We start from the raw sequence: 21,979 nt of genomic DNA on the forward strand, positions 1-21,979 counted from the left end.
GAGAGGACGAAAGGTACAAAGACGATGATGATAGCGCCCACCTCCGCCGATAGCGGCCCCGCGACCCCGAAGCCCTGGTATACGCACCTCTACCTGCAGGTGTTGGTCGCGATCGCGGCGGGCGTTCTGCTCGGCCACTTCGCACCGTCCGCAGGCGAAGCGCTGAAACCGTTGGGCGACGCCTTCATCAAGCTGGTGAAGATGGTGATCGCGCCCGTGATCTTCCTGACGATCGTGACCGGCATTGCCGGCATGCGCGATCTCCAGAGCGTCGGTCGCGTCGCGGGCAAGGCCTTCGCCTACTTCTTGTTTTTCTCCACTTTTGCACTGATCGTGGGCATGGTCGTGGCAAATGTCGTCCGGCCGGGCGCCGGCCTGAACATCGATCCCGCTACGCTGGACGCTTCCAAGGTCAGCGAGTTCGCGGCCAAGGCGCACGATACGACGATCACCGGCTTCCTAACCGGCATCATCCCCGAAACCTTCCTGTCCTCGCTGACCGAAGGCAATATCCTCCAGACTTTGTTCGTAGCGATCCTGTTCGGCATCAGCCTCGCGCTGGTCGGCGATCGCGGGACGCCGGTGCTGACCCTGCTCGAAAATATCTCGGTCGCCTTCTTCAGGCTGGTCAGCATCCTGATGCGCGCGGCGCCCTTGGGTGCGTTCGGCGCGATGGCCTTCACGATCGGCAAATATGGCGTGGGTGCGCTGGCCAATCTCGCCTTCCTCGTCGGCACTTTCTACCTCACTTCGCTGATCTTCGTGCTGGTGATCCTTGGGATCGTCGCGCGACTGTCCGGCTTTTCGATCTTCCGCCTGATTGCCTATCTGAAGGCGGAACTGCTGCTGGTGCTCGGCACCTCCTCGTCGGAAAGCGCGCTGCCGGCCTTGATCGAGAAGATGGAGCGCGCCGGCTGCCCCAAATCGATCGTCGGCCTGGTCGTGCCCACCGGCTATAGCTTCAATCTCGACGGCACGAACATCTACATGACGCTCGCCGCGCTCTTCATCGCGCAGGCGTGCAACGTGGAACTGACGCTGGACCAGCAATTGCTGCTGCTAGGAGTGGCGATGCTCTCGTCCAAGGGCGCGGCGGGCGTGACGGGCGCTGGCTTCATCACGCTGGCCGCGACGCTCTCGATCGTGCCGTCCGTGCCGGTTGCCGGTATGGCGCTGATCCTCGGCGTCGATCGTTTCATGAGCGAGTGCCGCAGCCTCACCAATTTCATCGGCAATGCCGTCGCGACGATCGTGGTGTCGCGCTGGGAGAATGCGCTGGACGAAGAGGCGCTGGAAAATGCGTTCGCGGGTCGGGTGACACGGGAGGAAGCACCCGTCCTCCGCGCCGTCGCCGCCGAATAATCCCGCACGCTAACCCCAGGAGCCGTCCATGAAGACGTCGCTGCCGCGGCTTGCTGCCGCCACCCTCTGCTTTGCCTCCGTTCCGGCGATCGCCCAGACCACGACCGGCGAGGCGCCCAGCGTCGAGTCCCCGCTCCCGATCCGGCCGATGCCCGCACCGTCAACCTATCCGCGCGCGCCCGCCACGCCGATCGCCACCACCTATCCGGCCGCCGCCGCGGGCGAAGGCGCTAACACCGCCGGATACAATCTGTCGCGTTGGGCCGAGGATTGGCGCGCGCTGCGCGATCCGAAGAAGCGCGACGATCCGCTCGATCGCCTGAAGTTCCTGCCGCTGGACAAGGACGGGGACGTCTATCTGACGTTGTCGGGCGAGCTTCGCCTGCGGATCAACAATACGAGTAGCCCCAATCTGCGCGATGGCCCGGACCAGAGGCAGGACATCACCCGCATCGTCGCCGGGGCGGACCTGCATCTCGGGCCGCATCTGCGAGCCTATGGCGAGATCGTGCATGGCGGCCTTGCTGGCACCAATCTTGGTGTGCCATCGGGCAATTTTCGCAACGATCTGGCGGTCCAGCAGGCCTTCGTCGAGGCGGACGCGCTGATCGGCGGCACGGCGCTGGGCGTGCGCTACGGCCGGCAGGAATTTACCGACGGTCCCAATCTGCTCGTCTCCCAGCGCGATAATAATACGATCCGCTACACGCTGAACGGCGTGCGCGCCTGGGTGCGCGGGGCGCGGCTGCGGGTCGATATTTTCGATCTCAAGCCCACAGCCTATGGCAATGATGGCTTCAGTGACGATCGGACCGATGATGCCCGTCGCTTTTCCGGCGCCACCTTCGGCATCGTCCTGCCCAAGAGCTTCCTCGGCGGATCGAACCTCTATCTGGATCCCTTCGTCTGGCGGCGGCGCAACCGCGTCGGCACCTGGGGCGGACGGATCGGCCCGACGACGCGTTATTATGTCGGCGCGCGCCTTTGGGGCGATGCGGGCAGGCTTTCGGTCGACTGGTCGGCGAGCCACCAGTCCGGCCATTTCATCGATCAATCGATCGACGCCTGGCTGTTCACCGCCGCCAACACCGTCCGGCTGGGCAAATCGCGCAACGCGCCACGCGTCGGCTTTCATGCGGATTATGCGTCGGGCGGCGGCGCCTATGGCGGGCGCAAGCTGCGCAACGCCTACGCGCCGTTCGGGAACAACGTCTATTACAGCTACCAGCTGTTCCTGACGCCCTCGAACCTGATCGCGGTGGCACCCGGCGTGACCTTCACTCCGCTGGAGCAGGTGCGCTTCAACATCGAATATCAGTTCACCTGGCGCGATGACGTCCGCGATGCGGTTTACCGCGCGAACGGGCAGCCCTTCGCCGGCACGCAGAACGTGCCCGGTACCAAGGTAGCCGAGGTTGCCCGCGCGCAGATGGTGTGGACGATCACGCCGCGCCTATCCGTCACCGGCCGGTACGAGCATCTCGCCGCCGGCCCCGTCCTGTCCCGCGCCGGCTTTCACAGCTCGGATTTCCTGTCCGGCTGGATCAGCTTCCGCTTTTGATCGCTTAGAAGACAGACCATCTCTCCCCATGCCCATGCCCATGCCCATGCCCATGCCCATGCCCATGCCCATGCCCATGCCGCCGCCCGCGCCCTGCTGGCCGATCCCCTGACCAACAAAGGGACCGCGTTCACGCAAGCGGAGCGCGACGCGCTTGGCCTATGAGAAGCGGCTGATGGCCGAGTGCTATGACAGCGACGGCATGATCCCGGAGGCCGGAAACGTCGAGCGCCTGACCGGCATCCTAGGGCGGCCGCTGAACGGCCATCGGGAGTTCGCGCTGGCTGCGGCTGGGTGACCATGGCGTTTGCGCGGGAGGGGCGCGTCGGAGGGCGCGCCCCTTTGGGGGCGGCTACCCGCTGCGCGCGGCTCTATCGGCGCCTTGGCCGACCGAACTCCAGCTGTGCTGGATCTCGGCCCCGGCGGGTAATGATCCGCTGCCGGGCAGGGGAGGGCGGGGGACGTAGAGGATTGCGGAAGGCGGCTTTGCGTCCCAAATCTCGGCCATTCAGCGTGCTCGTGATCCAGCTCAGAAGCAGAAGTTGTTCAATGCATCGGGCGAACGACCGCAAACGCCCCAGTTGCGGACGTTCAGCAAACCGGATCGAGCACCTCAAGGATTGTGCCCACCGCCACCAACTTACCGCCTTCTTGAATGCGCCACTGCTTACCGGCTTTGATCTCCGGCTTCACGGCGGGGTAAATCAGTAAGTCGAGATCGGCCTGAATGGTTTCGCCCGGAGTGACTTGCTGGCCTGCGGGGAGTTCGATGAAGCCCATGCACATATCTCGGTCGTTTGGGCCGAAGAAGTTATGATTGGGCCTGTAGCTGCCTCCGCCTGCAAGCGGCGAAGCCCGACCACCCTCTTCTGCGGAGAGGAAACGGATGCTTGCTCTCACGCGAACCTGATCGTCCATCATCCCAACATTCTGTATGTGAAGGCCGCAGGAAGCAATGGCAGCTAACCACCCACTAGCCGCCGTCCACCCACCGCTTGAGTGAACGACGGCTTTGGTGATAGCTCGCGGATAGTTCGAACGGAAATTGGGGCGCTTTGCCGCCTGACCGCCTTGAATTGCCTCTATCGGGTATGAATGGCAGCGTTTGTCCCGAGGTTCAGTCAACCTGTCGAAAGGGCATAGGGAGCCTGCCGCGTCTGACGAGGAAAACCACTTCCTGGAAGAGCTACAGGCTTCTGGCATGGTGGCCTACCGGTCGCCCGATCGGAGCGGTTGCTCCGGCGAGGAGCGATGATGACCAAAAAATCCGACCATCCGGTAACCCGAGAAGGTCTGCTGCACGCGCTGTACGAAGCGGCGGAGCTCGAGCAGGATCTGATGTGCACCTATCTTTATGCCGCCTTCAGCCTGAAGGATGGCGAGGAGGAGGAGGGATTGCTGCCGCAAGAGGCAGAAGCCGTCACCCGATGGCGGCGCGCGATCATAGCGGTTGCCGTCGATGAGATGAGTCATTTGGCGGCGGTTTGGAACATCACTTCCTCGCTGGGCGGGGCGCCCCGCTTCGGGCGAACGAATTTTCCGCTCGAACCGGGCTATCTTCCGGCAAACATGGTGGTGAAGCTCGCCCCGTTCAGCGAAGAGGTGCTTCAACACTTCATCTATCTGGAGCGGCCGGACGGCTCCGATGAACCGGATGGCGAAAGCTTCGCACCTCCCGAAATAGCGGTGCGCACGCCCGTTCCACTTCGTCTGACTCCCACGGGCTATGACTATGCGACGATCGGCGATTTCTACCAGCGCGTAGAAACCGATCTGCGTTCGCTGGTCGATCGGCTTGGCGAGCGCGAAGTCTTTTGTGGCGATCCGGCACTCCAGCTCAGCCGCACCGAAACCTGGCTGAGGGGCGCAACCGAGGTTGTCGATCTCGACAGCGCACTCGCCGCGCTCACCGAGATCGTGGTCGAAGGCGAAGGTGCTCCTGAGCACCGCGAGAATTCCCACTTCGCCCAGTTCCTCACGATCCGCGACGAATTCCGGGAGCTCAAGGCTGCGAACTCCGATTTCGCGCCGGCGCATCCAGCTGCGGTCAATCCGGTATTGCGCAAGCCGCCGCATCCCGAAGGGAAGGTGTGGCTCGAGAATCCTGAAGCGGTCGCGACCGTGGATGTGGCGAATGCGATCTATGTGCTCGCCCTGCGTCTCCTGGCCGGAGCCTACGCCGTACCGCGGCCGGACGCACGCAAGGCGTTATATACCGGTTGTGCCATTGCGCTGATGCACGCCATCGATGCGATGGGTACGCGCGCTGCGCGGCTTCCCGCCGGGCCTTCGAACCCCGGCTGCAATGCAGGCGTGTCGTTTACGGCGCTGCGGGAAGCATCCGCGCTTCCGCAGGGGCCGAGCGCTCACAAGCTATATGTGGAGCGGATGGACGAGCTCTACGCTGCAGTCGATGCGATGGATGTAGCGGACCCCAAATGCGCCCATGTCGGGCAGATCCTGCAGAGCCAGGCGGCACGCCTGCGCTCCACGCCGGACGATTCGGTCGCCTAACGTCGAGGCGTCAACTTGGACCTGCCCCGTTCCCCCAGTGGGCGTGAGCGGGAGCGATGGGTTCTGGCACTCTCGCCCGGCTCGTGTACGTTCGCGAATTCCGCAGTCAGCACCTACGTTACGATGTCGGCTTTCGGGATCGGCGCACTGCCTCGGCTATGACCGGCTCTGGGGCGCTTTGCTGGCGGAAGGCTTATCGCGGGCCAAGCCAAGCTTCCAGGCCGATCGCCACAAGAGCATCCCTTGCGGCTGTAGGGACGTCAGGCGTAGCACGGCCTATTCGCTGGGCATCTGCCTTCAACCAACGCAGCCTGATAGTCTTAGACAGGGAGCCACAATGGAAAATCGGAGATGGGTTGAAATCGTTGAAGAGAATATTCAACGATTTGGCGACCTCGTTGTCGGCATCGATCCATTCCTTCCAGATATTCCACATGTTCTGCGTCAGGCTGGCGATGCTGAGAGCTGGATTTCGGGCTATGTCGACTTCATCCTCGATACCGTCGAAGGAAGTGTTGGGTTCGTAAAGTTTCAGTCGGCCTATTTCGAATCGCACGGACTCGTCGGATTAGCAGCGCTTTCCGCTGGAATGAAAAGGGCGAAGGCGGCGGGAATGGGCGTCATCTTGGACGCAAAACGTGGAGACATTGGCGCTACCGCTGCAGCATATGCTCGTGCCTATCTGGCGCCGGGTTCTGAGGGCGGTAGCGGAGACTTCGAAGCGGACTGCCTGACAATTAACCCCTTGATGGGGCCCGACAGCCTCGATCCGTTTGTCGAATGCGCAAACCGGTTCGGGAAAGGTCTCTTTGTGTTGTGTCGCACTTCCAATCCGGGCGCGGGCTGGCTCCAGGACAAGATGGCGGGGAACAGGCTGATTTCCGATCGGGTCGCCGATTTGATCGGAGCCCTCTCTTCCCCAGAAACCGGTTCCCTAAGTCCTTTCGGAGCTGTGATCGGAGCAACCGTACCGCAGGAGGGGCGTCGCCTGCGGCAGCTTTTGCCTCGCTCGATTATTCTTGCCCCTGGCCTCGGGGCTCAGGGAGGCGATGCCGCAAGCATCCATTCTCTTCGTGGCAATCGCTCTGGCGATCTACTTGTGCCCGTTTCGCGAGGATTGACCCGCATCGAGGATCGGGATGTTTCGCTGGAGCGCTACCGCGCCGTCATCCAGGAAAGGGTCGATCAGTTCAAAGCGGCGATCGTGTACGATTACCACATGACGGCCTGAACAAGCCACCAGCCTAGGAAGGCCTTAGTCAACGTCCGCCTTCGCGATCGGTTGACCGAAAGCAGCCTGACTGTTTTCCACCCATTCTCCGCCATTCCGGCCCAAATCTTATATGCGAACGGGCGCCGCCGCCCCCCCCCCCCGAAGAGATCAGCACCGCGTCAGAAGTGGTAGGACCGCCAATTCGCGTAATGCTCATTATGGGAGGGTAGTCATGAGTAAGCTCGCAATGTTCAGTGCGCTGGGCATGATGCTCACAGGTGCATTACCGGCGGCAGCGCAAAGCTGGACTCCGCCAGGACCAGTCACACTCGCTGGCAACGTCACCGTTCAGGAACCGTCTTTGACGCTCAATTGCCGCATTGTCGGCACGGGCGCCATAAGTACGAGCGGCACCTTCCGGCTAAACACGCTCGCCTTGCAGCCGGGCAGCTCCCCCTTGTGCCCAGCGATTCTTCTGAGCGGCAACCCATTGCAGGTGATTTCCAGCACGGACGGCATCATCTTCACCAACCTGCAATGGACCGGCATAACCGCCAACTGCGTGGGGAACATGACAGCGGCATATAATTCAAATAGCGGGTTCATCACCTTCAACCTTTACAGTTCTATTCCCGCAACGTCTGGACCTGGGTTTTGTCGTCTGCAGGGCCCAGCTTGGTTCACGCCCGTCGCCCACCCCTGATGAGGTCGGGCGCAACCTGGGGACCGATGCCGGGTAAAGTTCTGAACGACCGCTTTCCACCCTAGTCGGCCGTTCAGCGAGCGCTAGGCCGGATCCGAAGGCGCAGGGCCGCCAACGCCGATAAGCCGCCGTTTTGCGTGCAGTTCAAATAGGAGGTCCGAGCGCGCGGTGCGCCCGGACCCTATTGCCTGCGCCGACGTCAGAACCCGTACGAGAGACGCAGGTAGCCGAACTGGCCCGGCAGGTCATAGGTGGTTGGATCGAAATTTGCGCTGTCGCACGTGAAGCATTGCGGCGGATCCCGGTCGAACACGTTGTTCACCCCGGCCGTGAGCCGGAGGCGATGATCCATCCAACCCGGCGAAAAATAGAGCTGAACGTCCCCATAGAAGACATTGCCCATGCGGTGCACGCCGTCACGCTCATCGACCGCTGAGATGTATCGTCCGGTGAATGAAATGCCATAGGCCGGCGCCGACCAGTCGATCGTGCCGTTCAGCTTGAACTTCGGATAGGCCTGATCCGGGCTGCCCCGTTCGGTGCCGGCATATTCTTGCGTCGGCGCATTGAGGTCCGAAGGCGGCACGATGTTGTATTTGATCAGATGTGCCGCGTTGACGTTTAGCCCGACCGATCCACCGCCGAACTGGGCCGAACGAAAGGCCAGGGTCCAGTCGATGCCCGAGGTCTCGATCGCGTTGAGGTTGAGCAACCGTGCATTGATCGAGGCCACCGCACCGCTACCGGTTCGAGTGATCGCAGCACAGCTGACCGGATCGGCGTTGAACGCACAGCGCGAGAGCGTAAGCGTCGCTGGGACAGAGTCGATCGCATTGCGCAATTTGATGCTGTACCAATTGACCTCGAGGCTCAGCGCGCTGGCAAAGCCGCCGCGCGCCCAGCTTGGGCTATACACGCCGCCCGCGGTCCAGGTCTCCGCGGTTTCCGGCTTCAACGCGGTGTTACCTTGCGAAAAGACGCCGAGCTGGCCGCCCGTGGGTTCGGCATAGCTTCCATTGGCCGGAACGCCGTTGGCAATGCAATTGGAGCGGACCGTTGCGTTTGTCTGGAAAGAACCTCCCGGTGCGCTGGTACACGGATCGTCGATCGTCGCGTCGAAGCGTGAGGGTCCGGCATAGAGCTCGCCGATGCTAGGCGCGCGCAGACTTTCGGCATAGCCGCCACGGAAGAGCAGGTCCGGCACCGGCTTCCAGAGCCCCGAAGCCGTGAAGGTGGTGTTGCTACCGAACGATGAATAGTCGGAATAGCGCACCGCACCGCTCAGTTCGAGCGAATGAAAGAAGGGCGTGTTCGCGAGCAGCGGCACGCGGAGCTCGCCATAGACTTCGTCGACATTGAACCCACCCCGCGCCGGGCTGGTCGGCACGTCCGCGCCAAGCCCCGCGACGATGATCGGATCGGGATCGTAGCTGGCGTGCTGGTCCCGATGCTCATAGCCGAGCGCGATGCCCACCGGACCGGCCGGCAGGTTGAATAGCTCGCCCGACAGATTGGCCGTGAAGTCCCATAGCCGCTGGCTGCTCTTGTCCCGCTCGTCGAAGGTGACGTAGTCGAGCATCGCCTGAGTGACCGATCCAGCACCACCAAAGATGTTGAACGGTACGCAGCTGCCAGTGCAGGCTGCCACCGGCCCGAGCGCGCGGGCGAGGTTCGCCGCGTTGACGTTGCCAGTGAACAGCTGGTGCGCGTCGTTGATCCCGTAGACGCCATTGACGTCCCAATACCATTTATGGTCGCCGAGGTCGAAGGAGCCGTCGAACGTGAGCGTGGCGGAGAGCGTGTCGACGGTTTGGCTGAACACGCGCTGCCCGGCCTCGACGAAGCGGCGGCGCACCGTCGAATAATTGGCGGGCGTCCCGTTGGTGCCCGAGGAGAGCGTGACTCCGAAGGGATTGTAGGGATTGGTCACGTCGATCGAGATTGTGTCGAGCAAATTGCCGTTGCCGGCGTCGGGCCCGACGAACAAGGGAAGGAACGCTGCCTTGGTGGTCGACTGGCGGTGGTTGGCCACCAGCTTGGCGCGCATGTTGATGTTCTCGCCAATCTCCTGCTTGAAGTTGACGAAGCCGCCGTAGCGCTCAGATGGTGTCAGCAAATAATTGAACGGGGCGAAGTTGAAGGAGTCGGTCGCCGAGGAATAGGCCCTGAAATCGGCGGGATAGACCGGCGTCCGCCCGATGACCGGGGCTTTCAGCGTCAGGCTTTGGCCGAGCACGTCGAAGCGGCCGTTGGGGATCGCGCTTGAGCAGCCTCCCGCGGCGCAACTGGTCGCCCCCGGCGTGGGGAATTGGGAGATCGAGCGATCGGCCGTGCTGACGGCTTCCTGCTTGGTATAATAGCCACCAAATACCAACGATGTCCCGGTATCGAGGGACTGGATGCCGTAGCTCGCTTCGTAGTTCTGGGTGTGGCCGTCGCCCTGGCGGTAGGTCCCGAACTGCGCCGAGGCGCGCAGGCCCTGCTGCGCCTGCTTGGTGATGATGTTGACCACGCCCGCCACTGCATCGGTGCCGTAGAGCGGAGAGGCCCCGGACTGGAGCACTTCCACGCGCTCGATCATGCTGGTGGGCAACGCGTTGAGATCGACGGAGGCGGGAATGCCGCCTGCCGCCGTACCGTTGACATAGCGCAACCCATCGACGAGCACGAGGGTGCGCTTGGCAGCGAGATAGCGCAGGTCAATTTCCGCCGAGCCAGAGCTCACGCCAGTTCCATCGGGCGGACCGCCGATATTGCCCGCGTTGTTTACCTTGGTGTTCAACCCCCCGCCGGCACTTGGCAGGCGCTGAAGCACGTCGGCAACCGAACTAAGGCCGGTGCGGGCGATAGAAGCTTCATCGACTGTGGTCACCGGCTTCGCCTGATCAAGCGGACTTCGTCGGATGCGCGAACCGGTGACGACAATTTCCTGATCGGTCACCTGTACATCATCGGTCTGTGTCGTCTGTGCCTGGGCGGGCATCGCCGCCAAGGCGGTCGCAAGCGCCGCAGTTGCGATGCCGGCATTCTTCCACAACTTGATATCGCGCATGGTCGATCCTCCACTGAGCCTTGGCGAGACATCCTCTTTTTGTCGTTGGTCACAGGAGAGAAACAAACCCTCGGCGTTTGCGCAATGGCAACGGGGGCACGTGCCGCGATCAATCGCGCAGTGTGGCTTTGGCGTGACAGCGGCGAGGGAAGCTCGGGAAGAGGCGGCGCGGAGCGAACCGACCGGGATTGGGTCGGAAGACGAATGGCTGCTGGCTGCTTCTGCTATGACCGGACTTGAAGCCGACAGTCGCCTATCGGCCCAAAAACCGCTGGCCTGCTCTCGTCCAACCTGCCGGTCGGGAGTGCGCCCGATTTCGCCCGCTTCCGAAACGAGGTTTGAGCACATAAGCTGGCCGTTCGTTCGAGACGCTCGCGACGGCCGCATGAATGCCGGAGTTTGCAAACGCCCAGCCTGTCAGCCTTAGCCTACAAATCGCCAAACTCCGCGCCGGCTAGTGGTCATGATATTTTGCAACCAAACAAACTATCTTTTCCTAGGGGGGAAATTCTCTTCCCATGTCTCATAGATTGCAGAACGGGAGTTAATCTCGGCAGGGGAGGGGTTTACGCAAGGGGCAGCGGACAAGCAGCTCGCGCAGCGGCGCCGGATTGCGACCTGGGTCGCACGCGAGATCGTTCCCCATGCGGGGCGAATTCGTCGATGGCTGGCGCGCTCGCGCCTTTCGCCTGAGGATGTCGACGAAGTTATGCAGGAAGCCTATTGCCGCATCGCCATGCTGCCCTCGGTCGATCATATCGATCAGCCGCTCGCCTATATGTTTGCGACTTGCCGCAACCTGCTAGTGCGCCGCCTCAAGCGCCAGCAGGTCGTCGTGCTCGAGGCGCTGAGCGAGATCGAATCCTGGGAAGACGAAACCAGCCCCTCGCCCGAAGAGCAGGCGGCGCGTCGGCTGAGCTATGAGCGCGTACTGGCAATTATCGGGGCGCTACCCGAGCGCTGCCGCAAGGTCATTGAACTGCGCAAGATCGAGGGATGGTCGCAGAAGGAAATCGCCATGCATCTGGGCATGACCGAAAAGGCCGTCGAGAAGCAGGTCTGGGTCGGTGTCCGCGCGATCAGGAGCGCCTGGGTTAGGGCCGAGACGCGGAGTGAGGACCTCATGCTGAGCATCGAGCGCAAGGAGGCGCGGCGATGACGGCATCCTCCATGGCCGAGGCTCGCGACATCGCGGCGCATTTTATAGCGCGCATGGATTCCGGCACGTGGAGCGAGTCCGACGAGGCCAAGCTTCAGGCGTGGCTTTCAGAAGATCTGAAGCGCCACGGGTTGTTGCTCGAGATGCAGGCCGAGTGGTTGGCGCTCACGCCCGCTGTGGAAACGTCAGCCCTGACAGCTCCGGAAGATCTAGGCGAGCCGGAGGCGGGGTCGCGACGATGGGCGCGGCGCGGCATCCTCGGCGGGATCGCGGCTTCCGCCGCAATCGTGTTCGGTGGCACGCGATGGGCGGAGGGGCCGTCCGAATTCTCCACGCGTCTGGGCGAGATCCGCCGCCTGCCCCTCTCCGATGGATCGGTGATGACCATCAACTCGGGCAGCAATCTCAGTGTCGCCATGGAGAAGCGGTCGCGTCAGGTGGAGCTGGCCCAGGGAGAAGCCTGGTTCGAGGTTGCCAAGGACGCGCACCGGCCCTTTGTCGTGACCGCGGGCAATGTTCGGGTTCGCGCGGTCGGTACGGCCTTTTCCGTGCGCCGCCGCGAGACGGGCGTGGAAGTCCAGGTCACGGAGGGCGTGGTGGAGACCTGGTCCGACGGGGACCGCAGCCTGCGCATGCGATTGAAGGCCGGCGACCGCGCCATGCTCAGTGCCCATGCCGTACTCGACTATGAGACGGACATTTCTTCTTCGGTCGACCGCTCGCTCGCCTGGAGAAGCGGAATGATCGATCTGGATGGCCGCACGCTCGCCGACGCGGCCGAGGAGTTCAACCGCTACAACACACGCCAGATCATCATCGCGGATTCGCGGGTTGCTCGGGAGGAACTCTCGGGCCTGTTTCGTATCAATGATCCCGAAGGCTTCGCCGAGACCGTGAAGACCAGTCTCGGCGTGTCGGTCGATATGACGCAATCGGAGATCATCCGGATAAAATGAGGAAATAAATTCGAGACGGCGGGAAGGATTTTTCCATAAATCGTCTCAAATACAAGTGCGGGGACAATACTCCGCCAGAAAAAATATAGGGGAGGAAGATGAATATTTCCACTGTTCGTGGAGCCCTGCTCGTGTCTTCGGCAATCGTCTGTGCGGCTGTGTCGCCGGCGCGCGCTGAGGCCCAGGTCCGCCAATTCTCGATTGAGGCGCAGTCCGCCGATACTGCGATCAGCCAGCTTGGGCGCCAGGGCGGTATCCAGATCGTGGCGGCGCGTCGCGTGACCCGCGCGGTGCGTACCAATGCCGTGCGCGGCGAGATGCGTGCGGAAGAGGCGCTGACCCGGCTGCTCGCCGGTACGGGGCTGACGGCGCGGCGCACGGGCCCGACTTCCTTTGCCATCATTTCGAGGACCCCGTCGCCGACACCGCCGGGCGGCGGCGTGCCGACAAGCTCTGCCGCGGCCGCTCCGAGCCAGACCGCTCTTGCCCAGCGCGTGTCGGCGCCCGGCGCGGCGCCGCAGGACGCCGGGCAGGAGGCATCCGCCGCGGAAGAGGCCATCGTGGTCACTGGATTCCGCGGCAGCCTTGCCAAGGCACAGGACCTGAAGCGCAGGGCCATCAACGTCACCGAGAGTATCTTGGCCGAGGACATGGCCAAGATGCCCGATCTCAATCTCTCGGAGTCGATCCAGAGGCTGCCGGGCGTGGCGATCTCTCGCGAAGGCGGTGAAGGCCGCAACATCACGCTGCGCGGCTTCTCGCCGGATTTCACCCGCACCACGCTGAACGGGATGGAAGTGCCGGCCAGCAGCGACGGCCTCGATTCCGGCGGGTTCACCATCAATGCCGGCCGCGCGTTCGACTTCCACGTCTTCGCCTCGGAACTGTTCAACCGGATCGACGTCCAGAAGACCCAGCGCGCCTCGATCGAGGAAGGCGGCATCGCCGGCACGGTCGATCTCTATTCGGCCAAGCCGTTCGACTTCAAAGGCTTCCACATCGTCGGGTCGGCCCAGGGCGGCTATAACCAGATGACGCGCAAGGTCGATCCGCGCGCGACGCTGATGATTTCCGATACCTTCGCCAATGATACGATCGGCATCCTGCTATCCGCGGCCTATTCCAAGCGCACGGTTTATCAGGAGGGTTTTGCCAGCGTCCGCTGGACCTCGCCCTTCGTCAATGGCGACAGCTGGGCCGACACCAATCCGACGGTTACCGGCACGCCGACCAATTGCGGTGCGGCCGACCGGCTCGATTGCCTCTGGGCGCCGCGGCTACCGCGAGCGGATTTTTTCGGCAATGACCAGAAGCGGCTTGGCCTGACCGGCTCGCTCCAGGTGAAGCCCGTCGACGGCATGAAGATCAGCTTCGACGTGCTCTATTCCCAGCTGGACAACGACCGGTACAATTACAATTCGATGGAGTGGCTGCTGACGCACGGCACGGCGGGCAACTTCGTCGGCCAGACGCCACTGTCCTTCACCATTGCGCCTGACGGCAAGCAGCTCATAGCGGCGGCCTTCAACGACGTGACCTCCTGGTATGAGAGCCGGCACCAGACTTCGACCTCGAAGTTCCAGCAATATGTGCTTTCGGGAGATTATCAGCTCTCCGATACGCTCAAGTTCGACGCCATGGTGGGCACCGCGCGCGACGCTGCCGACCGTAGCGAGCTGCGCTTCTACGCGCGCTCGGTCCCGCATTATTATGCCTATGACTATCGCGACAGCGTCGATGTCGCGAAGGTCAGCTATGGGAATTACGACCCGAACAACGTCGCCAATTTCATCGATGCGACGACAGCTGCGAACCGGCTAAACAATGTCGTGAAGGACAATTTCACGGCCAAGGCCAATCTCACGTTCGAAAAGGGTGCATTCACCGCGCAGCTGGGCGTCGCCCATAACCGCCGGCTGGTCCGCTACTCCGAAGCACAGGGCGACCTGCCGGGCTTCGCGCCGCAGAAGTACCTGACCAGCTTCCCGATCGAACATTTCGGGGACGGCGTCATCGATGGCGGCCTGCCCACCTTCGCGGTGATCGATTTCGACAAGATCGCGAGTTCGGGGCTGATCTCGTCGAACTATCCGACGAACCTGGGCGCGGGTTGGGAGGTCACCGAGAAGACGACGGGCGGCTATGGCGAAGTTAGCGGCGAAATCCCGATCGGTGCGATGAAGCTGCGGCTAGATGGCGGCGTGCGCTATGTGCGGACCGATGTCGGCTCCAGCGCCGTGATCGGGACCTCGCCGGTCACGGTCGATCGTCACTATGACAATTTCCTGCCGTCTTTCAACGCGGCGCTCAACATCACGCCGGATCTGGTAGCGCGCTTCGCCTATGCCCGCTCGATGACGCGGCCGGGCCTCGCGGCACTGAACATTGCCGCACCGGTGTTCGAGTATACGACGCGTACAGTGAGCAATCTCGGCGACCCCAACCTCAAGCCGTACCTTTCGAACGACTTCGACCTCGGCCTCGAATGGTATTTCGGCAAGGGCGGCCTTATCGCGATCGGCGGCTTCAAGAAGAATATCGTGAGCTCGCTGACAACCTCGGTCGTCCAGCAGGCGGTGCCCACCGAGTTCTGGGCCGCGATCTATGCCGATCCGCGCTACAGCCCGTCCTACAATGCCGATCCAAAGACCGCGCAGTACACCTTCTACAAGACGGTGAACTCGCCCGGCGGCAACAGCGTCACCGGCTTCGAGGCGACGCTCAACCTGCCGTTCACCTTCCTGCCGGGGCTGCTCTCGAACCTTGGTTTCGCCTCCAACTACACCCATGTCTCGGCGCGGGATTCGACGGGCCTTTCGCCCAATTCGTATAATTTCACCGGCTATTACGACACCGGCAAGATGGGCCTGCGCGTCTCGGTCAACAAGCGCGACGACTATCTGCTGAGCGAGCCAGGCGGCAACGGCCATGTCCAGGAGCGCAAATACGGCCCGACCCAGGTCGACCTCTCGGCCTATTACAACCTCACCAAGCGGCTGAGCCTCAACGTGCAGGGCATCAACATCACCAACGAGAAGGAGCGGATCTACGGCACCGGTGACGGGTCGCAGTATCTGGTCCGCGAATTCTCGAAGACGGGTGCGCAGTGGTTCGTGGGCGCGCGCTACCAGTTCTGACACTTTCGGGGCCGTCGGGCGCCTCCCGCCGACGGCCCTCTTTTTCGCTTCGCCGGGGTATTTTACATGCCGAACCTGAGCCTGCTGCCGCTGGCGCTCCTGGCCGCTGCCATGAATGCCGGTGACGTTCCGTTGCGTGACGTCGATGACAGCTACACGATCGGCCAGCGCTTCGAGCAATATCGCGACAAATATCCGGGCATCGCTTGGGCTCCGGTGACCTGGCGGGAAGGGCAGTCCGTGCTGTTCGACCGGCCGTACAAGAACAGCGGCACGCGTGACCTGCATATCGACATCTTCAAGGCGGCTCCCGAAGCGCCCGCCAGGCATCAAGGCATTGTCCTGGTTCATGGCGGTGGCTGGAGTGCCGGCAACAAGAACCATTTTTACGCGCTGGCCAATTTGCTGGCGCAGCGCGGCTACACGGTATTCCTGCCCGAGTTCCGCCTGTCGCCCGAGGCACCCTATCCGGCGGGCATGATCGACATTGGCGACGCGCTTGCCTGGGCACGAGAGCACGCCGCCGAGCTAGAACTCAGTCCCGACAGGATTGCGATCGGTGGTGCGTCCTCGGGCGGGCAGATGGCATCGCTGCTCGCCTATGCCGGCCCCTCCGGCTTGTTCGGCGAAGGCCGGGACCGGCGCGCAAACGCCCTGATCGATCTGGACGGCGTTCTCGACTTCACGCTTCCCGAGACGCTCAAATATGAGGATGCCGCCAAGGAGGCTTCCCCGGCCGCGCGCTGGCTGGGCGGATCCTATGGGCGGGCAGCATCGCGCTGGCGTGAGGCGAGCGCGGCCAGTCATGTCGGCCCGAACGCGGTGCCGACCCTCATTCTCGGCAGCGGCATTCCCCGCTTCACCCAGGGCAAGGACGAGGTGTTCGCCGCGCTGGACCGATACCATGTCGCGCACCGCGAGTTTCACTTCGAGAACGCGCCGCACGACTTCTGGTTGTTCGAGCCTTGGCTTCCGCGAGCAGCCAGCGAGATCGACAGCTTTCTCAGTCAGGTCGTTGCGAAGAAGGGGAGGGCGAAGTGATCCGGAGGGGCTTTCTTGGGCTGGCGGCGGCGGTGATCTTTCTTCCTGCTTTTGCCCCGGTGCCGGGGCCGCGCGAACTGACCGTCAGGCCGGTCTGCGGCAAGGCGGCGCGATCCTGCTATCCCTCGATCGCGGCGGCCCTGGAGGCTGCGACGGCCGATCGTTCGGGACGCTGGGTGACGATCCGGATCGCGCCCGGCGACTATCGCGAGAAACCCGTCGTGACCCGTGACCGGGTGCGACTGATCGGAAGCGGGCCGGGTAAGACACGGCTGCATTTCGATGCGGTGGCCCAGACCGCCAAGGCCTATCATCGCGCCGGCTGGGGGACTCCGGGCTCGGCGACGCTCACCATCGATGCGAAGGACGTGAGCGTTACCGGCATCACGGTCGAGAACCGCTATGACTATCTGGCCAACGACCGATTGGCGGACGGGGATCCTCGCAAGATCGGCAATCCCCAGGCCGTGGCCCTGCTGCTCGACATCCATAGCGATCGCGTGCTGCTCGATCGAGTCGATCTGCTCGGCTATCAGGATACGCTGTTCGCGAACGGGGGACGCGGGCTGATCCGAAACAGCCTGGTCGCGGGGAACATCGATTTCATCTTCGGCAACGGGCAATTGCTGATCGAGGACAGCGAGATCCGCTCACGCCGGCGCAGCGCACCTTATACGCCCGGCGAATTCCAGTCCTTCATCGCCGCACCCTCGACCCAGCTCTCGCAGGAACATGGCATTATATTCTATCGCGCGCGCCTGACGCGCGAGGCGGGGGTACCGGACGGCGCGGTGGCGCTGGCACGGCCCTGGCACCCGACAACAAGCTTTGCCGATGGCCGCTATGCGGATCCCCGTGCGGTGGGACAGGTCTCGTTCATCGACTGCATCATAGGTCCACATATCCATCCCGACCATTGGACGGAGATGAAGGGCACCGCGCGCGACGGCACGATGCGCGACGTATTCCGCGCCCAGGATTCGCGCTTCCTGGAAGTCGGGTCACGTGGCCCCGGGTCCCGGAAGCGGGATATCGGTCTGACCTGGAATGGCGAGGTTGATATTCACAGGATCAGGGCAGCGTTTTTCCGCGGGTGGCGCTTCTAAATCTAAGCTGGCAATCGCATATTGGATTTCTGCACCTGGCCTTTGAAAAGCTGTGGGAGATCGCCCCATGCCGCCGCTCGCGCCCGGCGGCGATCGTGTGGCTACGTCAGATATGCCCCTCGACACGCCATGCAAATCCGAGGTTTGCGGCCGTTCCAACCGACCCCGAGGCTGGAACAGCTGCCCGCCTTGGGAAAGGTGCTGCGCGGGTTGGCGGGTTCCGTGGCGCGCGAGAAATGAGCGTCATTGCTCCCTAAGTGACGAGGGATAGCGTGCGGCCTGGCGGCATGGCCATCGCTCTCTGGCCGCACCGATCCTTACAGGGATTGATTTCCCTCGCCCGCTCCCCGTTGTGACCCACCGATGCGAGGGGCACGCTGTCCGGCTTGCCAAAGGGTTTGCTATATAAGGGGATGAAGGCGCCTATATCCCGAGAGAAGAGAAATTGGTGACGGCATTTGCGAGTATCTTGCATGCTGGAACGTTGCTGGTGGTCAATGCGATCCTGGCACTGCTGTCAGCGGCGATTTTCATCGTTCTATATGCAACGCGGCCGAAGGTCGCTGCATCCAAAGGCGTCCTGCTCTGGGGGCTGGGATATGGCGCGATTGCGCTTGGTTTCTGCATCCTCATTCTGCCTGCATTCAAAGTCGAATTTTCCTATTTCGTTCTCCTTGCCAACCTCCTGATTGATGCCGGGACAATTCTCACCCTGTTCGGCGTCGCGATCTACCTGCAGCGTTGGGGGTGGGAGCTCTGGGCATTGCTCCCGGCGGCTATTCTCGGATGTATCGAAATCGTCCTCGTTATAGCGGGCGGCGAAAGCTACCGCGTGATGGTTCCGCTGGGTGCTGGATTGCGCGCGATTGTCACGATTGCGACGGCCATCGCCCTTTGGCGATGCGCGGATGACGCACGCCAAATGGCGGCCCGCTTGGCCAGCGTTTTTCACTTGGTCTGGGCGGCCATGCTGGGTTTGCGCATCATCTGGTGGCTCGGGCACCCCATCGCCGATACGGCGATGGATCCGACTTCGACTTTCGGACTTCTGTCACGCCTGTTGCTGACCTGGGCGATTACGCCAAGCTACTTATGGATGCTAACGCGGGAATTGGATGCAGAGCTCATCCGGCAGGCGCGTCAAGATCCTCTCACCGGCGTGGCAAATCGGAGGGTGATCTGGGCCGAAGGGGAAAAATGGGCAGGAACGGGCAGCCGAAAGCGTCAGTATCTGGCAGTCCTGATTATCGACATCGACCATTTCAAGGCTGTGAACGATAATTGGGGGCATGGTGTGGGCGACGAAGTGCTGGTCGGGGTTGCGCATAGCTTGGCACAGCATATGCGGGACGAGGATCTGTTGGCCCGCATCGGAGGGGAAGAGTTCATGGCCCTGGTACGCCATGACGGCCCGAGCATCGACCAAGCCACAGATGCCATCAGGGCGATAGCGGAAAGGCTTCGTCAGGCCATTGAGAAAGACGCATTCCCTTTGCCTTCCGGTGGGAATCTGGTTTGTACGGCCAGCATCGGCTACGCGATATCGTTGCGCGGCCAATATCAATGGAAGGATATTGTGGAGGCCGCCGACGGAGCGCTCTACGACGCGAAGAGGAACGGGCGTAACCAGGTCATGGGCAGCGTTTACGAACCGAAGGCGGTACACGCGAAAGCCGACTGACTCCATGGCTGGCTACGCGGCATCGGGCTGATCGAAATCGGCCGAGCGAACAGGATCCGGCATCGTCTGAAGCTATGCGGAGCTGCCTATCGCCGGGGTAAGGCACGGACCGGTACTTCCAGAAGCGCTACCTGGCACACTCCCTTGTGAAGCCCTCGCCTGGCTCCGATGTGCGTGCCGTCGGTCGCTTCAGACCACAAGTCTTGCTGCTTACGCTCGGTGGAGGCTCCTGGACCGTTGGCAGGCGCACGGTGGGCGCGTAGGGTCGGGATAGCGCCAATTTCCGATGTTTGGACTGGATAGCATGTCTCGGTCTATCAACCTGCGGACGGTCCAGGCATTCATGGCCCTAGCTTATGGGCTGCTCGCCGCCATCGCGGTTGCACGCGAGCCGAGCCTTGTCTCCGCGTTCCTTGCGGTCGGGATGGCGGTCGGTGCCTATTTGACCGGAAGGGCCGTGCCCGATGTCCATATACCCGCGACGATGATCCTGCGTGTTTGCGGCATTGGCGCAGTCGTTCTGGTTGTGGGTCTGGCTACGGATCTGTTCGGCAGTTCGCATGCGCTTGGCTGGGCGATGGCGGTGATGGGATATTGTGCGGGCAACAGGCTGAAAGCCGCGGGTGTCCGCGTGCCGGCCTAACACTCGGGAGGCCTCCGGGGCTCAAGGGTCGATGGGAAGGGCGCGCTGCGTCCCTTTGTTGGTTCAGCGATGCTCCCTTACCTGGCACGTCAGCCTCGAGCGGATTCATGGGCCCATTGGCGATATCGTCCCTCGCGATGCGGCATTTTTCGATTACAGTTCCGGGGACCGTGATTGTCTTGGTTCAGCGAAGCTGCCGCATTCCGTGGCGCAGATCGGATTTGACCATTTGGACAGGGATGCGGCAGTCCGAGCCTGGTTCTGCGAAGAGGTGCTCCCTCTGGAGGGGGCGCTGTTGCGCTTCATTCGGAGGAACTGGCCGACGGCGGACGATGCGACCGATCTGATGCACGACGTCTACGAACTTGCGATCACAGGTGCCAGGACCGCCATTCCTCAAAACACGCCAGGATATCTGTTCACGGTCGCGCGCAATCACCTGATCAACCGCGCAAAGCGGGCGCGGATCGTGTCCTTCGATCTCGTTGCCGACCTCGAAGCCGTAGCGGCGGGCATAGACATGTTCGAAGCCGAACGACAGCTGCATGCACGCGATGCGTTGCGGCGGGTTCAGGCCGGAATGGAAAAGCTGTCGCCTCGCGTGCGGGAGATCGTGTTGCTGCGCAAGGTCGAGGGTCTCGACGTCGCCGAGACCTCGCAAAGGCTTGGCATTGGCAAGGACGCGGTCAATCATCAACTGGCGATGGGCATGAAGGCACTCGCCGACCATATGCTGGGAGGTGCTGGAAAGATCGTGCGGCGCAGATACACCGCGCGGCGGACAGGAAGGGGTGAAGCGTGAGCGACGCCGGTTCCGCACGCGATCGCGCCGCCTCCTGGGTCCTTGCGCGAGAACAGGATGGCTGGTCCGACCAGGACCAGGCGGCGCTGGATGCCTGGCTCGAGAAATCGGACCTGAACAAGGCTGCCTATTGGCGCCTGGAACATAGCTGGCGCCAGGCCGACCGTATTGCCGCGCTCGGGGGCGATCGTCCCGCAACTCCGCGTCGGCGCACATTCGTTCCGCGGCTGGGACCTGGAACTTGGGGAAGTCTGGCTGCCCTGGCTGCCTCGCTGGCAGCGATTGTGGGCATGGGCTTCCATGGCGGACATCGGAATATGGTGGGAGCCGACAGTGTCGCGACTGCCACGTTCGCGACGGAAGTGGGCGGGCACCGGCTGCTCGGGCTGTCCGACGGCAGCCGTGTCGAGCTGAATACCGACACCAGGGTCAGAACCGCGATCGGCGGAGGACGCCGCGCGGTGTGGCTAGACAGGGGAGAGGCATTCTTCGAAGTCGCGCATCGCGATGGCCTGCCATTCGTCGTCCATGCCGGCTCACGCGAGATAACGGTCCTGGGTACCAAGTTTTCCGTACGCCGCGTCGGCGACAAGGTCACGGTCTGGGTGCGCGAAGGCCGGGTGCGTGTAGACAATGTGGAGCATGCGAGCGCGGCACGTTCGTCGATCGTCACTACCGGGGGCGTCGCGCTGAGCGATGGGGCGGCGACGCTGGTCACGGCGGCTTCGCCCGAACGTGTCGAGCAGGCACTGTCCTGGCGTGATGGCATGCTGGGGTTCGACCATGAGCGGCTCGGGGACATCGCGCTCGAGTTCAACCGCTACAACCGAAAGAAGATCGTCATCGACGATGCAGCGGCCGCGAACATTCGTATCGGTGGCACTTTCCCCGCCTCGGAGCCGCGTGCCTTCGCGCGATTGCTTCGCGACGCCTATGGACTCGAAGTCGCCGAAACGGACACGGAAATCAAAATTCAGAAAACGGGATTACAGCTGCCGGATCGTTGATTGTCTTATTCCCCGGAGACGGGCGGCTATGGAGCACCCGCA

Annotated in this window: 17 protein-coding genes; 15 read left to right on the plus strand and 2 right to left on the minus strand. The window is 62.7% G+C overall.

Translation table 11 applies throughout. The features are described from left to right. Window positions 1-24: 24 nt before the first annotated feature. From GGR46_RS14705 to GGR46_RS14715, 3 genes are all read left to right on the plus strand, one after another. Complete coding sequence (locus tag GGR46_RS14705) at window positions 25-1,362, plus strand: dicarboxylate/amino acid:cation symporter (RefSeq protein ID WP_183998668.1); 1,338 nt, start codon at window positions 25-27, stop codon at window positions 1,360-1,362. 28 nt (window positions 1,363-1,390) lie between these two features. Beyond that, entirely contained in the window at window positions 1,391-2,923 is a 1,533-nt protein-coding gene (locus GGR46_RS14710) for an alginate export family protein (protein ID WP_183998669.1), read from the plus strand. Between the two features lie 154 nt (window positions 2,924-3,077). After that, the gene (locus GGR46_RS14715; protein ID WP_246426094.1) at window positions 3,078-3,221 is read left to right on the plus strand and encodes a hypothetical protein; all 144 of its coding nucleotides are present in this window, start codon (window positions 3,078-3,080) and stop codon (window positions 3,219-3,221) included. Between the two features lie 293 nt (window positions 3,222-3,514). Here GGR46_RS14715 and GGR46_RS14720 read toward each other — a convergent pair whose 3' ends face one another. Next, window positions 3,515-3,844, minus strand: coding sequence for a hypothetical protein (locus tag GGR46_RS14720; RefSeq protein WP_183998670.1), 330 nt, complete (start codon window positions 3,842-3,844; stop codon window positions 3,515-3,517). Window positions 3,845-4,177: 333 nt separating this feature from the next. Between GGR46_RS14720 and GGR46_RS14725 the strand changes: the two genes are divergently transcribed. The 3 genes from GGR46_RS14725 (at window position 4,178) to GGR46_RS14735 (ending at window position 7,353) form a co-directional block, all read left to right on the plus strand. After that, the gene (locus tag GGR46_RS14725; protein WP_183998671.1) at window positions 4,178-5,437 is read left to right on the plus strand and encodes a ferritin-like domain-containing protein; all 1,260 of its coding nucleotides are present in this window, start codon (window positions 4,178-4,180) and stop codon (window positions 5,435-5,437) included. 337 nt (window positions 5,438-5,774) lie between these two features. Further along, window positions 5,775-6,668: an orotidine-5'-phosphate decarboxylase gene (gene pyrF, locus GGR46_RS14730; protein WP_183998672.1), complete on the plus strand. Its 894-nt coding sequence runs from the start codon at window positions 5,775-5,777 to the stop codon at window positions 6,666-6,668. 214 nt (window positions 6,669-6,882) lie between these two features. Then, window positions 6,883-7,353, plus strand: coding sequence for a hypothetical protein (locus GGR46_RS14735; RefSeq protein WP_183998673.1), 471 nt, complete (start codon window positions 6,883-6,885; stop codon window positions 7,351-7,353). 199 nt (window positions 7,354-7,552) lie between these two features. Here the strand turns inward: GGR46_RS14735 and GGR46_RS14740 are convergent, their stop codons facing one another. Then, entirely contained in the window at window positions 7,553-10,405 is a 2,853-nt protein-coding gene (locus GGR46_RS14740; protein WP_183998674.1) for a TonB-dependent receptor domain-containing protein, read from the minus strand. A 667-nt stretch (window positions 10,406-11,072) separates the two neighbouring features. On the opposite strand from GGR46_RS14740, the gene GGR46_RS14745 reads away from it, so the two are divergent. The 9 genes from GGR46_RS14745 to GGR46_RS14785 all read left to right on the plus strand — a co-directional run bounded on the left by GGR46_RS14745 (window position 11,073) and on the right by GGR46_RS14785 (window position 21,937). Continuing rightward, on the plus strand, window positions 11,073-11,564 hold the full coding sequence (locus tag GGR46_RS14745; protein ID WP_221262818.1) for an RNA polymerase sigma factor: 492 nt from the start codon (window positions 11,073-11,075) through the stop codon (window positions 11,562-11,564). Continuing rightward, window positions 11,561-12,520, plus strand: coding sequence for a FecR family protein (locus tag GGR46_RS14750; protein ID WP_183998675.1), 960 nt, complete (start codon window positions 11,561-11,563; stop codon window positions 12,518-12,520). The genes GGR46_RS14745 and GGR46_RS14750 overlap by 4 nt, the downstream gene beginning before the upstream one ends. Window positions 12,521-12,651: 131 nt before the next feature. Further along, window positions 12,652-15,657 carry a TonB-dependent receptor gene (locus tag GGR46_RS14755; RefSeq protein WP_343058179.1) on the plus strand — a complete coding sequence of 1,002 codons (3,006 nt, stop codon included), beginning with the start codon at window positions 12,652-12,654 and terminating at the stop codon, window positions 15,655-15,657. 66 nt (window positions 15,658-15,723) lie between these two features. After that, window positions 15,724-16,698 (plus strand): alpha/beta hydrolase, encoded by a 975-nt coding sequence (locus GGR46_RS14760; RefSeq protein ID WP_183998677.1) that lies wholly within the window; start codon window positions 15,724-15,726, stop codon window positions 16,696-16,698. Continuing rightward, window positions 16,695-17,804: a pectinesterase family protein gene (locus tag GGR46_RS14765; RefSeq protein ID WP_343058180.1), complete on the plus strand. Its 1,110-nt coding sequence runs from the start codon at window positions 16,695-16,697 to the stop codon at window positions 17,802-17,804. Before GGR46_RS14760 ends, GGR46_RS14765 begins: the two co-directional genes overlap by 4 nt. A 448-nt stretch (window positions 17,805-18,252) precedes the next feature. After that, entirely contained in the window at window positions 18,253-19,485 is a 1,233-nt protein-coding gene (locus GGR46_RS25845; protein WP_183998678.1) for a diguanylate cyclase, read from the plus strand. Window positions 19,486-19,789: 304 nt separating this feature from the next. Continuing rightward, entirely contained in the window at window positions 19,790-20,128 is a 339-nt protein-coding gene (locus GGR46_RS14775; RefSeq protein WP_183998679.1) for a hypothetical protein, read from the plus strand. Between the two features lie 205 nt (window positions 20,129-20,333). After that, a complete protein-coding gene (locus GGR46_RS14780) occupies window positions 20,334-20,930 on the plus strand; it encodes an RNA polymerase sigma factor (protein WP_307120497.1) in 597 nt (198 codons plus the stop codon). Beyond that, window positions 20,927-21,937 (plus strand): FecR domain-containing protein, encoded by a 1,011-nt coding sequence (locus GGR46_RS14785; RefSeq protein WP_183998681.1) that lies wholly within the window; start codon window positions 20,927-20,929, stop codon window positions 21,935-21,937. The genes GGR46_RS14780 and GGR46_RS14785 overlap by 4 nt, the downstream gene beginning before the upstream one ends. Window positions 21,938-21,979 lie beyond the last annotated feature (42 nt).

Source organism: Sphingomonas kyeonggiensis, assembly GCF_014196745.1.
GTDB classification, from domain to species: Bacteria; Pseudomonadota; Alphaproteobacteria; order Sphingomonadales; family Sphingomonadaceae; genus Sphingomonas; species Sphingomonas kyeonggiensis.

Coding starts and splice junctions, on each gene's coding strand:
- GGR46_RS14705 (WP_183998668.1), top strand. CDS start 25: ATGATGATAGCGCCCACCTCCGCCGATAGCGGCCCCGCGACCCCGAAG.
- GGR46_RS14710 (WP_183998669.1), top strand. CDS start 1,391: ATGAAGACGTCGCTGCCGCGGCTTGCTGCCGCCACCCTCTGCTTTGCC.
- GGR46_RS14720 (WP_183998670.1), bottom strand. CDS start 3,844: ATGATGGACGATCAGGTTCGCGTGAGAGCAAGCATCCGTTTCCTCTCC.
- GGR46_RS14725 (WP_183998671.1), top strand. CDS start 4,178: ATGACCAAAAAATCCGACCATCCGGTAACCCGAGAAGGTCTGCTGCAC.
- pyrF (WP_183998672.1), top strand. CDS start 5,775: ATGGAAAATCGGAGATGGGTTGAAATCGTTGAAGAGAATATTCAACGA.
- GGR46_RS14735 (WP_183998673.1), top strand. CDS start 6,883: ATGAGTAAGCTCGCAATGTTCAGTGCGCTGGGCATGATGCTCACAGGT.
- GGR46_RS14740 (WP_183998674.1), bottom strand. CDS start 10,405: ATGCGCGATATCAAGTTGTGGAAGAATGCCGGCATCGCAACTGCGGCG.
- GGR46_RS14750 (WP_183998675.1), top strand. CDS start 11,561: ATGACGGCATCCTCCATGGCCGAGGCTCGCGACATCGCGGCGCATTTT.
- GGR46_RS14760 (WP_183998677.1), top strand. CDS start 15,724: ATGCCGAACCTGAGCCTGCTGCCGCTGGCGCTCCTGGCCGCTGCCATG.
- GGR46_RS14775 (WP_183998679.1), top strand. CDS start 19,790: ATGTCTCGGTCTATCAACCTGCGGACGGTCCAGGCATTCATGGCCCTA.